The sequence below is a fragment of the Pseudomonas sp. LBUM1641 genome (assembly GCF_059716235.1).
Genome location: NZ_CP166815.1, coordinates 6230411 through 6242528 on the forward strand (window position 1 = coordinate 6230411; position 12118 = coordinate 6242528).

At 61.6% G+C, this 12118-nt stretch carries 11 protein-coding genes; 6 read left to right on the top strand and 5 right to left on the bottom strand.

Annotated features, from left to right (window positions below; genetic code table 11):
- Positions 1-336 precede the first annotated feature (336 nt).
- Positions 337-816, top strand: coding sequence for an Lrp/AsnC family transcriptional regulator (locus ACA046_RS28690; protein ID WP_003194418.1), 480 nt, complete (start codon positions 337-339; stop codon positions 814-816).
- 228 nt (positions 817-1044) lie between these two features.
- Positions 1045-1254 (top strand): DUF2788 domain-containing protein, encoded by a 210-nt coding sequence (locus ACA046_RS28695; RefSeq protein WP_497677147.1) that lies wholly within the window; start codon positions 1045-1047, stop codon positions 1252-1254.
- Here the strand turns inward: ACA046_RS28695 and ACA046_RS28700 are convergent.
- The 4 genes from ACA046_RS28700 to ACA046_RS28715 form a co-directional block, all read right to left on the bottom strand.
- Positions 1249-1890 carry a pseudouridine synthase gene (locus tag ACA046_RS28700; RefSeq protein WP_029616066.1) on the bottom strand — a complete coding sequence of 214 codons (642 nt, stop codon included), beginning with the start codon at positions 1888-1890 and terminating at the stop codon, positions 1249-1251. The two genes, ACA046_RS28695 and ACA046_RS28700, sit on opposite strands and share 6 nt — an antisense overlap.
- Positions 1891-1961: 71 nt before the next feature.
- Positions 1962-3461, bottom strand: coding sequence for an AMP nucleosidase (gene amn, locus ACA046_RS28705; protein ID WP_497675406.1), 1500 nt, complete (start codon positions 3459-3461; stop codon positions 1962-1964).
- Positions 3462-3631: 170 nt separating this feature from the next.
- The gene (locus tag ACA046_RS28710; RefSeq protein WP_497675407.1) at positions 3632-5284 is read right to left on the bottom strand and encodes an acyl-CoA dehydrogenase family protein; all 1653 of its coding nucleotides are present in this window, start codon (positions 5282-5284) and stop codon (positions 3632-3634) included.
- 88 nt (positions 5285-5372) lie between these two features.
- Positions 5373-7751, bottom strand: coding sequence for a hybrid sensor histidine kinase/response regulator (locus tag ACA046_RS28715; protein WP_459023999.1), 2379 nt, complete (start codon positions 7749-7751; stop codon positions 5373-5375).
- Between the two features lie 286 nt (positions 7752-8037).
- Between ACA046_RS28715 and ACA046_RS28720 the strand changes: the two genes are divergently transcribed.
- From ACA046_RS28720 to ACA046_RS28735, 4 genes are all read left to right on the top strand, one after another.
- Positions 8038-8835, top strand: coding sequence for a hydroxymethylpyrimidine/phosphomethylpyrimidine kinase (locus ACA046_RS28720; RefSeq protein ID WP_497675408.1), 798 nt, complete (start codon positions 8038-8040; stop codon positions 8833-8835).
- A gap of 18 nt (positions 8836-8853) precedes the next feature.
- The gene (thiE, locus tag ACA046_RS28725) at positions 8854-9477 is read left to right on the top strand and encodes a thiamine phosphate synthase (protein WP_076014073.1); all 624 of its coding nucleotides are present in this window, start codon (positions 8854-8856) and stop codon (positions 9475-9477) included.
- 17 nt (positions 9478-9494) lie between these two features.
- Entirely contained in the window at positions 9495-10778 is a 1284-nt protein-coding gene (gene hemL, locus ACA046_RS28730; RefSeq protein WP_076014074.1) for a glutamate-1-semialdehyde 2,1-aminomutase, read from the top strand.
- 225 nt (positions 10779-11003) lie between these two features.
- Entirely contained in the window at positions 11004-11558 is a 555-nt protein-coding gene (locus tag ACA046_RS28735) for a tetratricopeptide repeat protein (protein WP_497675409.1), read from the top strand.
- Between the two features lie 129 nt (positions 11559-11687).
- Here ACA046_RS28735 and ACA046_RS28740 read toward each other — a convergent pair whose 3' ends face one another.
- On the bottom strand, positions 11688-12014 hold the full coding sequence (locus ACA046_RS28740; RefSeq protein ID WP_003215457.1) for a DUF1820 family protein: 327 nt from the start codon (positions 12012-12014) through the stop codon (positions 11688-11690).
- Positions 12015-12118: the final 104 nt, after the last annotated feature.

The window sequence follows — 12118 nt, forward strand, 5'->3', positions numbered from 1 at the left end:
CGAGAATTATTTTCGCAGGCAATAAAAAGGGGCGACCCGTCGGTCGCCCCTTGAGAACTTCGTCCTGGCTCAACGCTTTTGACGTTGGCTCACCTCACGCCGTCTTGTGGACAGTGTGCAGCCCGGGGGCCGGGGCAACCCGGTGGGGTTGGCGGCCGCAGCCGGCGGTATGAGCGGGCTGCAGTGGACTGTATGTCCGGGCGGTGATTCTGTTGATAACTTTACGCCCCAGGCCCGGACAGAGGATTGCGAAGATTGCGTCAATAAACAGTGCTTGCGCAATTTTTAACCCTGGATAGATAATTCGCCGCAATAGTTACGACAAAGGCCAGCCCCATGAGCAAGCTTGACCGATACGACCTGAGTATTTTGGCGGAATTACAGCGCGACGCGAGGATCTCCAACCAGGAGTTGGCCGAGCGCATCGGCCTGTCGCCTTCGCCGTGCTCACGCCGGGTCAAGCAATTGGAGGACGACGGCTACATCGCCCGCCAGGTCGCCCTGCTCGACCGCAAGATGCTCGGCCTGAGTCTCACGGCCTACGTACTGATCGGCATGGACCGACACACACCCGAGCGTTTCGAGAACTTCGAAGCCGCCATCCGCACCTTGCCGCAAGTGCTGGAGTGCAGTTTGGTGACCGGGATGGACGCTGACTACCAACTGAAGGTGGTGGTGCCAGACATGGACCACTACCAGAAACTGCTGCTGGGGCACCTGACCCGCATCGAAGGCGTCACCAGCGTGCGCTCAAGCTTTGTGCTGAACCAGGTGCTCAACAGCACCGAGTTGCCGCTGACCCACTTGCGCACTTAAGGCCAGCGCGGAACAAATGTGGGAGCGGGCTTGCTCGCGAATGCGGTGTGTCAGGCACCGAACATGCTGGCTGATCCACCGCATTCGCGAGCAAGCCCGCTCCCACATTTTGACTGTGTTTCAGCAGGGTGATAAGTCTGCGGCGGACCGACGCAGGTCAATGATGAGCTGATCATGCTGGCGTATACTTGCCGCCCTGCCTCAGCCGGAAACGACCCGATGAACTCGATTGATCCCGCCGTGCTTGAAGAATGGATGATGACCGGCCTGGTCAGCATCCTGATCATTTTCATGGGCTTTATCGTCTGGGACCTGGCGAAGAAATCCAAGGCCGGGCGCTTTGGCTCGATGATCCTGTTCTTCGTGCTGGGCCTGGGCGTCGCCGCGTTTATCATCAAGAGCGTGGTGATCGGCCTGATCGAGTCCGGCGCCTTATAAGCGCGCCGGCACTTCCTTCCACTGGCCTTGATCCAGGCCGTCGATCGACCAGTCACCAATCCGCACCCGCACCAGACGCAGCGTCGGCAAGCCTACGGCGGCCGTCATGCGCCGCACCTGGCGGTTACGCCCTTCTCGAATCACCAACTCCAGCCAATGGGTCGGCACGCTTTTGCGAAACCGCACCGGCGGATTGCGCGGCCACAACTGCGGCTCGTCCAGTTGCCGGGCTTCGGCGGGCAGGGTCATGCCGTCGTTGAGTTCCACGCCGTCGCGCAGGCGTTGCAGTTGTTCTTCCGTCGGCTCGCCTTCCACCTGCACCCAGTAGGTTTTCGCCAGCTTGTGCTTGGGGTCGGCAATGCGCGCCTGCAACTGGCCGTCGTTGGTCAGCAGCAACAGGCCTTCACTGTCACGGTCCAGGCGTCCGGCCGGGTAAATACCGGGGATGTCGATGAAATCCTTGAGGGTCGCCCGCCCGCCTTCGTCGCTGAACTGGGTCAGCACGTCGAAGGGTTTATTGAACAGGATCAACTTGGGCTCAGCCGGTGGCGCCTTGGCGACACGACGCGGGGCCGACGAAGTTTGCGGACTTTTCACACCAGGGCGGCGGGAAACGGGACGGGCAGGACGGGACATGGCAAAGGAACATCTAACGGTCAGGACCGACAATGCTAGTGGCCTGACCGTTAAATAACCATCCCAACCGTTTAGCGGAACGGCGGCTCGTCGAAGCTGCGCAGTTTGCGCGAGTGCAGCGAGTTGAGTTCGGTGCGCAACAGATCCACCGCCTCGATGCCGATCTTCAAGTGCTGGCTGACCGCACGCTCATAGAACGCGTTGGCCGAACCCGGCAGCTTGATCTCGCTGTGTAGCGGTTTGTCCGACACACACAGCAACGTGCCATACGGCACCCGCAGGCGGTAGCCCTGGGCTGCGATGGTGCCGCTTTCCATGTCCACGGCCACGGCGCGGGACAGGTTGATCAGCGGTCGCTCCTGGGCCCAACGCAGCTCCCAGTTGCGGTCGTCGTAGGTCAACACGGTGCCGGTGCGCAGGCGCTTTTTCAGCTCCTCGCCCTTCTCGCCGGTGACGTTGGCGGCGGCTTGCTGCAAGGCCATCTGCACTTCGGCCAGGGCCGGGATCGGGATGTTCGGCGGCACGACCCGGTCGAGAATCCCGTCGCGGCGCATATAGGCGTGAGCCAGCACGTAGTCGCCGATGGTCTGGGACTGGCGCAGGCCGCCGCAGTGGCCAATCATCAGCCAGCAATGCGGGCGCAATACGGCCAGGTGATCGGTGATGTTCTTGGCGTTGGACGGGCCGACACCGATGTTCACCAGAGTCACACCGTGGCCATCGCTGGCCTGCAAGTGGTAGGCCGGCATCTGGTAGCGGTGCCAGACCACGCCCGCGGCGATGGCAGACGCTTCGCCGTGGTCCATGCTCTTGTCGATGATCACATTGCCCGGCAGCACCATGCGGATAAAGCGCGGGTCGCTGCGCAACTGTTCCAGGCCATGCACGATGAACTGGTCAACGTAACGGTGGTAGTTGGTCAGCAAAATCCACGGCTGCACATGGCGCCAGTCGCTGCCGGTGTAGTGCACCAGGCGACGCAGGGAAAAGTCGACACGGGCGGCATCGAACAGCGCCAATGGCAGCGGATCGGTGTTTTCCCAATCGTAGAGACCGTCGGCAATGCCATCGGTGGCGGCTGACAGGTCGGTACTCGGGAACACCCGCGCCAGCGTGGCGGCGGTCACGCCGGAGCCGGCGAGCTCGTCGCCCTGCTCCACCACGTACGGGTAAGGAATGTTCTGCTGGCTGACGCCCACTTCCACCGTCACGGTGAAGTCGTGCATCAACGGCACCAGTTGCTCCAGCAAGTATTTGCGGAAGGCTGAAGGATGGGTGACGGTGACGCTGTAGGTCCCCGGCAACTGGACCTTGGCATACGCCCGGGTGGTCTGTGTGACTTCGCCCTGCACCAGGTAGGTCAGGCGAAGTTCCGGGTAGCGAAACATCGCGCGTTGTTCGGCGTCGGGCTCGACGCGGTCTTTGAGGTAGCGCTTGAGGGCCTGATTGAGCGCGCCAGTGGCACGCTCATGGAGAGCCGCCAGCCGATCCACGGCTTCTTCGGCGGTTTGAACGACAACAAAAGCTTCGGTCACGGTAAGCATCCTGTGTTCTGACTTGCAGGCGTTCATCTTGCCTGTATCCCTGAGCGACGGAAACTCTGAATTGGAATCGAATCAATGTGGGAGCGGCGGTGCGACGATTCGACTTGCTCGCGAAGGCGGTGAATCAGTCGACATCTACATTGACTGACACTCCGCCTTCGCGAGCAAGCCCGCTCCCACATTTTGACCGTGTTTGTTCAGGAAAACAGAGGTGTCGACCGGGCAACAATCGCTCCCACATCCACACCACGCGGCAAGGTGCCATAGACCCGGCCAGACGACTCACCCAGTCGGCTGGCGATAAAACCATCACTCACACTGGCATTACCCGCCTCCAGCAACAGCTTGGCCTGTAACGCCACCGCAATATCCTCAGTGAGTTGCCGGGCACGGTACTGAATGTCCTGGGTGTCCATGAACGCTGACTTCAACTGCTCGATGTGCCGCGCCAAGTGTTTATGACCATGACCATCCCCCAGCTCGGCAAACAACGCTTCCAGTACGCCCGGTTCTTTCGACAAGGCCCGCAGCACATCCAGGCACTGCACATTGCCGGAACCTTCCCACGTGGAATTAACCGGCGCCTCACGGTACAAACGCGGCAGGATGCTGTCCTCCACATACCCGGCCCCGCCCATGCATTCGGCGGCTTCGTTGATCATCGCCGGGGCGCGCTTGCAGATCCAATACTTGCCCACCGCCGTTACCAGCCGGGCGAATTTGGCTTCCTGTTCGTTATCCAGATGGTCCAGCGCGCGGCCCATGCGCATGCTCAAGGCCAGGGACGCTTCGCTTTCCAGGGCCAGGTCGGCCAATACGTTTTGCATCAGTGGTTGCTCGCTGAGCACCCGGCCGCCCACCAGTCGATGGGCGCAATGATGGCTGGCCTGGGTCAGTGCCTGGCGCATCAAGGCACTGGAGCCGACCATGCAATCGAAACGGGTCATGGCCACCATTTCGATAATGGTCGGTACACCGCGCCCTTCCTCGCCGATCATCCAGGCCAGCGCTCCGCGAAACTCCACTTCGCTGGAAGCGTTGGAGCAATTGCCGAGTTTGTTTTTCAGGCGCTGGATGTAGAACTCGTTGCGGGTGTCATCCGGGCGGTGCCGGGGCAGCAGGAAACAGGTCAGGCCCTTGTCGGTCTGGGCCAGGGTCAGGAAGCCATCGCACATCGGTGCCGAGCAGAACCACTTGTGCCCCACCAGCTCATACGCCTGGCCCGAGCCACCGGCGCCCACGGGGTAAGCGCGGGTGGTGTTGGCGCGCACGTCGGTGCCGCCCTGTTTCTCGGTCATTGCCATGCCGATAGTGGCGCCGGCCTTGTGGGCGATGCCGACGTTGCGCGGGTCGTATTCAGTGGCGAGGATTTTCGGCAGCCAGGTTTCAGCCAGGTCCGGCTGCAAACGCAGGGCCGGCACGCAGGCGAAGGTCATGGTCAGCGGGCAGCCGGTGCCGGCTTCGGCCTGGCTGTGCAGGTAGGTCATCGCCGCGCGGGCCACATGGGCACCGGATTGCGGATGGGCCCACGGCAACGAAGGCAAACCATGCTCGACGGCGGTGCGCATCAGTTCGTGGTAGGCCGGATGAAATTCCACCAGGTCGATACGATGACCAAAACGGTCGTGGCTGTTGAACACCGGTTTGTTCTGGTTGGCCAGGAAACCGGCCTCCATCAGCGGCCCGCCCGCCAGCGCGCCGTAGGTGTCGATACGCTGCTCGGCCCAGCCGGCACCAAAGCGCCGGGACCATTCTTGCAGGGGCAAATCGATACGGTACAGGTTGGTGCCGTCCAGGGACGGTGGCTGGTTGGTGACGTCGTGGGTTTCGGCAAACGGGTGCAGGTTCATGACGGGCCTCCTGAAAAAAGGCCACGTTCATTGAGGCCTGAATTTCAGTTAAGCACCGTCAACCGGGTTAAAAAAGTGGCATAAGCGCCTAAGTGGCGGCGCTTTCACCCTCAACCATATGCAACAACCGCAGCTGCAGCACCAACTGCAAGGCCTCGAAGCGCACCGGCTTGGCCACTCGGTCGGTGACACCCACGCCATGGCAGCTCTCACGCTCCGGGGCTTGCAAGGAGGTGCTCAAGGCGATCACCGGCAACTCGGCACAGCCGGGCAATGCACGGATCTGGCAGCACAGCGAGAATCCGCCTTCCGGCACATCCAGTAGCACCGCATCAAAGGTGTCACTCTGCAACAGCGCCAGGGCGGCCGGCCCGTTATCGACGGTTTTCACGCGGTAACCGAGCTTGAGCAACATGCCGCGCACCACCAATTGCGCGACGCTGTTGTCGTCCACCAGCAACACCGTGCACTCCTGAGGCGTGCGTTGTGCCTGCGGCACTCGGCGCACAGGCGCAGGTTCGGGCTGGACCGGACTGACGGCAAGCTCCAGCTGGAAGCGACTGCCGCGCCGCGGCTCGGAATTATGGGTGAGGCGGCCTCCGAGCAACTCGATCAATTGCCGGCAGATTGCCAGGCCAATGCCCATGCCGCCGTATCGGCGAGTGGTCGAGCCGTCGAGCTGGAAGAAGCGCTGATACAGGGTCGCCTCATCGAGGTAGGCGAACCCGATGCCGGTGTCGGTGACAATAAAGGTCAGGCGCAGCGTCCCGTCGGCCTGGGGCACGCCGACCACCCGAACCCGTACCGAGCCTTCGTGGGTAAACTTGAACGCGTTGTCCAACAGGCAATCCAGGCATTGCGCCAACTTGCCGGGATCGCCATTGACGCGGTCCGGCAACTCATCTGCCAGATCAATCGAAAACTCCAGGCCCTTGCTCTGGGCGCTGGCCGCAAACTGCTGGCGCAAGGTGTCGAGCAACCCGCGCAGGCTGAACACCTGGGGTTGCGGGCTGAGGCGCCCGGCCTGCAATTCGGTAAGGGTGAGGATGCCGTTGACCATGCGCATCATCTCGCGGGCCGAGCCGGCGGCGGTTTGGTGATACTGCGCCAGGTCGCCTTCCAGTGGCTCGGTCTGCATCAATTCCAGGGAGCCGATCACGCCGTTCATCGGGGTGCGCAACTCGTGGGTCAACGTGGCGAGGAATTCGTCCTTGAGCCGATTGCTGTGGGCCAGCTGCGTGTTGAGCACTTCGAGTTTCTGGCTGGCATCCAGCAGGATCTGCGCCTGTTGCTCGCGCATCGAATTGATCCGGTCGGCCAGGGCCAGGGACAACAGGGCCACTTCAAGTGCCGAGCCGATCTGGCTGGCGTACATCGTGAGGAACACATTGGGCAGGTAGCCCAGGACCATCATCGTATTCACCACACCGCCCAGCAGGAACGCGGTCCAGGCGATGATGAAGTAGCGCGCCATCCGCTGGCCGCAGTACCAGGCCTTGATGGCGGCGACGAAGATGGTCACGGTAAACACCAGCGCCAAAGCGGTGGCCAGACGCAGCGCCAGCGCATAACTGGTGAACAGGGCCAGCACCATCACCGCCGCGCCGCTGACCGCCAGCGCCAGCAACAGCCGGTTGATCCAGCGGCTGTAAAGCGCGGTGTGCAGGAAGCTGCGGGCAAACAGGCTGCCGAACAGCGCCGCCGAACCGATCAGGAACGGCACCGCCGCATTCGCCCACCACGGGTTATTCGGCCAGAAGTACTGCACGGCCACGCCGTTGACCGACAGCTGATACAGGCCGAACGAGGCAATATAGAGGATGTAATAGAGGTAGCTGGTGTCGCGCACGCTCAGGTAGATGAACAGGTTGTAGATCAGCATGCCCAGCAACACGCCGTAGATCACACCCAGCACATAGAGGCGCAATGGCTGTTCTTCGAGGTACGCGGTGGTCGACCAGAGGGTCAGCGGCGCCTGGATCGAGCCCTGGCTTTGCAGGCGCAGGTACAGGGTTTCCCGCTGATCAGGCGCCAAGTCGAGCTTGAACAGGTAGTTGCTCTGGCGAATTTCGCGGCTGGAAAACGGCAGAATGCTGCCGGTGCGCGACACCAGTCGATAATTGCCGACGCTGTCGGGCTGGTACAGCTCCAGTTGGTTCAGCGGCGGATAGGCCAATTCCAGCAGCCAGTTGCGCGAGGCCTCCGGGTTTTTCGGACGGTAATGAAGGTCGACCTTGAGCCAGAACACCGAGCGCGAATAGCCGGCATTCAAGGTGGCTTTGTCATGAGTTTTGAAGCGACTGGCGAGGACCGGCGAGCTGATATCGCCAATCGTCAAGGCGCCGCTTGGGTCTTCAAGGACTTGCATCACTTGGCCCAGGGACAACCGGGAGGTGGACTCGTTGAACTCGACTGCGCCCGCCAGCATCGGCAGCCCGCTCAACAGTAACATCAGCAAATAGCGCATAGAGCCCCAGCGTGACCTGTCCGGTTATGTCAAAAGCCTCCATTCCTTTTGAGCAGACGTAAACCGGCGATACAGTTATTGGTTTGGATCCACTCTAGCATAGCCATTACAGGCCAAAAGACACCATTGAAACAATTTTTTGAAAGGCTCTAGAGCGGGCTTTACAGAGCATTTGACCTGTATTTACCAATGATAGCAAACAGCCATTTATCTCCACTCATCCGCTAAAAATTCAACCTTCGCCCGACAGCCACCCAAAAAGCGTTTGGTGGTAAGCTCGCGCACCATGAATACCTACAGCTCTCGCCCCGTTGTCCTCTGTCTCTCCGGCCATGATCCCAGTGGTGGCGCCGGCTTGCAGGCAGATATCGAAGCCCTGCTCGCCCAGGGTTGTCATGCGGCCCCGGCCGTCACCGCGCTGACTGTGCAGAACACCGTCAATGTCAGCGATTTCCGCGTGCTGGATCGCGAGTGGGTGCTGGCCCAGGCCAACGCGGTGCTCGGCGACTCCGAAGTGGCGGCGGTGAAACTGGGCATGCTCGGTTCCCTGGAAATGGTCGACACCGTGGTCGAGCTGCTCAAGGCGCACCCGCATTTGCCGGTGGTCTGCGACCCGGTGCTGCGCGCCGGCGGTGGCGGCAGCCTGGGCAAGGACGAAGTGGGCTACGCCATGCGCGAGCGGCTGTTGCCGCTGTCGCTGATCGCCACGCCGAACCTGCCCGAAGCCCGCATCCTCGCCGAACTGCCCGAAGGCACGGCGGACGAATGCGCCGCGAAACTGCTGCCTTTCATCAAGCACCTGCTGATCACCGGCGGCCACGGCGACGAGCACGAAGTGCACAACCGCCTCTACAGCCGCGACGGCACGCACCAGACCTTTACCTGCCAGCGCCTGCCCGGCAGCTATCACGGTTCCGGCTGCACCCTGGCCAGCGCACTGGCCGGTCGGCTGGCACAAGGCGAAGGTTTGGTCAGCGCGGTGCAATCGGCCCTCAACTACACTTGGCGCACCCTGCGTGACGCTGAACAACTCGGCCAGGGGCAATTCGTGCCTCGTCGTCTGCCGTTGGATTTCTGCTCGTAACACCGAGAGGCCTGCCCGATGAAACTACGTGGCCTTTATGCCATTACCGACAGCCAACTGTTGGCCGGCAAGTTCCTGGCCTACGTCGAAGCGGCGTTGGACGGTGGCGTGACCCTGCTGCAATACCGCGATAAAAGCAGCGACGAAGCGCGCCGCCTGCGGGAAGCCGAAAAACTGCGGGAGCTGTGCTCGCGCTACAAGACGCAACTGATCATCAACGATGACGCCGAACTGGCCGCGCGCCTCGGCGTTGGCGTGCACCTGGGCCAGACCGACGGCCCGCTGACCCCGGCCCGCGCACTGCTGGGTTCCAAGGCGATCATCGGTTCCACCTGCCACAGCCAGATCGAACTGGCCGAGCAGGCCGCCAAAGAGGGTGCCAGTTACGTCGCCTTCGGCCGCTTCTTCAACTCCAACACCAAGCCGGGCGCCCCGGCTGCCACCGTTGAACTGCTGGCCCAGGCACGCGCACGGCTGCACCTGCCGATCTGCGTGATCGGCGGTATTACCCTGGAAAACGCCGAACCATTGGTGGCCCACGGTGCCGACCTGCTGGCGGTGGTCCACGGCCTGTTTGGTGCCGACAGCACCCAGGAAGTCACGCGTCGCGCCCGCGCCTTCAACGATCTTCTAAAATCTTGAATTCAGAGAACACGATAATGTCCCGTTCCGAAACCCTGTTTGCCAATGCCCAGAAACACATCCCCGGCGGTGTGAACTCCCCCGTGCGAGCGTTCAAGAGCGTTGGCGGCACGCCGTTGTTCTTCAAACATGCCGAAGGCGCCTACGTCACCGACGAAGATGACAAGCGCTACGTCGACTACGTGGGTTCGTGGGGCCCGATGATCCTCGGCCACAGCCATCCGGACGTACTGGACGCAGTGCGCCAGCAGCTGCAACACGGCTTGTCCTATGGCGCACCCACCGCCATGGAAACCGAGATGGCCGACCTGGTGTGCTCCATCGTGCCGTCGATGGAGATGGTGCGGATGGTCAGCTCCGGCACCGAAGCCACCATGAGTGCGATTCGCCTGGCCCGTGGTTTCACCGGCCGCGACAGCATCATCAAGTTCGAAGGCTGCTACCACGGCCACTCCGACAGCCTGCTGGTCAAGGCCGGCTCTGGCGCGTTGACCCAGGGCGTACCGAGCTCCGCCGGTGTGCCGGCAGCATTTGCCAAACACACCCTGACCCTGCCGTTCAACGACATCGCTGCCGTCGAGCAGATGCTCAGCGAAGTCGGCCAGGAAGTGGCGTGCATCATCGTCGAGCCAGTGGCCGGCAACATGAACTGCGTGCCGCCGGCGCCGGGGTTCCTGGAAGGCCTGCGCGAACAGTGCGACAAGCACGGCGTGGTGCTGATTTTTGATGAAGTGATGACCGGTTTCCGCGTGGCCCTCGGCGGCGCCCAGGCTTACTACGGCGTTACGCCGGACCTGAGCACCTTCGGCAAGATCATCGGTGGCGGCATGCCGGTGGGCTGCTTCGGCGGCAAGCGCGAAATCATGCAACACATCGCGCCGCTGGGCCCTGTGTACCAGGCAGGCACCCTGTCGGGTAACCCGCTGGCCATGGCTGCCGGCCTGACCACCTTGCGCCTGATCAGCCGCCCGGGCTTCCACGCCGAACTGACCGACTACACCACTCGCCTGCTGGACGGCCTGCAACAGCGCGCCGATGCGGCCGGCATTCCGTTCGTGACCACCCAGGCGGGCGGCATGTTCGGCCTGTACTTCAGCGGCGCCGACGACATCGTCACCTTCGACGACGTGATGGGCAGCGATGCCGACCTGTTCAAGCGCTTCTTCCACCTGATGCTGGACGGTGGTGTGTATCTGGCACCGAGCGCCTTTGAAGCCGGGTTCACCTCGATCGCCCATGGTGATGCCGAGCTGAAACTGACCCTTGATGCCGCCGAGCGCGCCTTCGCCGCCTTGAAATAAGCGGCTCAAAAATCCGACGTCGCCCCTGGCGGCGTCAGATTTGCTACTTTGCTTACAGGCATTTCCGTCTTTTTTCGAGAATTCACCTGCAATCCGGCAGATAACTTGCCCACGCAGCAGAAAAACGAGTAAAGACTTTGTAAGCAGGTGCCTGCTTATTTCATAATGCGCGCTTATTGGATCCCCCCGTGGGTCCCGCGCCCCGTCAGAGGTAAGTCGATTCCCATGAAACGCACCGGCCGCACCCTGGTTCTGGGCTGCCTGTTGCTCCTTCAGCCGCTGCTGGCGATTGCCCAGGCAGGCGGCAACTCGTTGTTAATCCCAGCGATGGGTCGTTGCACCCTCAATACCCAGCCAGAAAGCCAGGCCGAAGCCCTGAGCGCGTGCCAGAAACAGGCCGACGGCGGGGATGCGCAGGCGCAATACGAGTTGGGCGAGTACTTCTACGAGAGTAAAAATCCCGCACGCGACCTCAACAAGGCTTTGAGCTACTTCGAGAAAGCCTCGTTGCAGGGCCACGCCCAGGCGCAATTCCAGCTGGGCACCATGTTTTTCCACGGCGAAGGCGTACCGGCCAATAACGTTCAGGCGTATATCGTGCTGAAAATGGCGGCAGTCAACGGCGCCGAAGATGCGCTGGACACGGCAGACGAAGTGGCCGAGCACATGCAGCGGGACGAACTGGAAGTGGCGACCCAGGTGCTGGGACAGATTTTCCGTAACTACCTGCAGGAACTGCAGAGCGCAGATGGCAGCTCGCCATTTTCGCCACTTCCCTGAGTTTTGTAGCGCCTTTACTGCCGCCTTCGCGAGCAAGCCCGCTCCCACCTTCGACTGTATTCCAAAGGTGGAACTCGGTCGAAGGTGGGAGCGGGCTTGCTCGCGAAGGGGTCGACGCGGTCTTAAGCCTTACTTCTCAGGCATCGGCATCGGAAACGGCATGACATTGCTCATGCCACGGGCCTCACTGATTTTCGGCGTGCCCAGGCGCTCGACTTCATCGATGCGCACGATCGAATGCATCGGCACAAAACTGCGCACCACGCCCTCGAACTGAGCCTTGAGTTTTTCCTCGCCCGGGTCGACGACCAGCTGTGTGCGCTCGCCAAAGACGAACTCTTCCACTTCCAGGAAGCCCCACAGATCACTTTGATAGATCTGCTTGGCGTACATTTCGAACACCTGGCCCTGGTTAAGGAAAATCACCTTGTAGATTGGAGCTTCACGTTTGGTCATGGTGGGCGGGTAACACATCGGGGGATATAAAAGAGGGCGCGAACTATAGCATGGCGTCCGATGCACAGTGCTAGGAACCTATCGGCATGCCCCCTATAATGCGC

Excerpts from the sequence above, each read along its gene's own strand:
- ACA046_RS28690 (WP_003194418.1), top strand. The coding sequence starts at position 337 with ATGAGCAAGCTTGACCGATACGACCTGAGTATTTTGGCGGAATTACAG.
- ACA046_RS28700 (WP_029616066.1), bottom strand. The coding sequence starts at position 1,890 with ATGTCCCGTCCTGCCCGTCCCGTTTCCCGCCGCCCTGGTGTGAAAAGT.
- amn (WP_497675406.1), bottom strand. The coding sequence starts at position 3,461 with ATGAACGCCTGCAAGTCAGAACACAGGATGCTTACCGTGACCGAAGCT.
- ACA046_RS28710 (WP_497675407.1), bottom strand. The coding sequence starts at position 5,284 with ATGAACCTGCACCCGTTTGCCGAAACCCACGACGTCACCAACCAGCCA.
- ACA046_RS28715 (WP_459023999.1), bottom strand. The coding sequence starts at position 7,751 with ATGCGCTATTTGCTGATGTTACTGTTGAGCGGGCTGCCGATGCTGGCG.
- ACA046_RS28720 (WP_497675408.1), top strand. The coding sequence starts at position 8,038 with ATGAATACCTACAGCTCTCGCCCCGTTGTCCTCTGTCTCTCCGGCCAT.
- thiE (WP_076014073.1), top strand. The coding sequence starts at position 8,854 with ATGAAACTACGTGGCCTTTATGCCATTACCGACAGCCAACTGTTGGCC.
- hemL (WP_076014074.1), top strand. The coding sequence starts at position 9,495 with ATGTCCCGTTCCGAAACCCTGTTTGCCAATGCCCAGAAACACATCCCC.
- ACA046_RS28735 (WP_497675409.1), top strand. The coding sequence starts at position 11,004 with ATGAAACGCACCGGCCGCACCCTGGTTCTGGGCTGCCTGTTGCTCCTT.
- ACA046_RS28740 (WP_003215457.1), bottom strand. The coding sequence starts at position 12,014 with ATGACCAAACGTGAAGCTCCAATCTACAAGGTGATTTTCCTTAACCAG.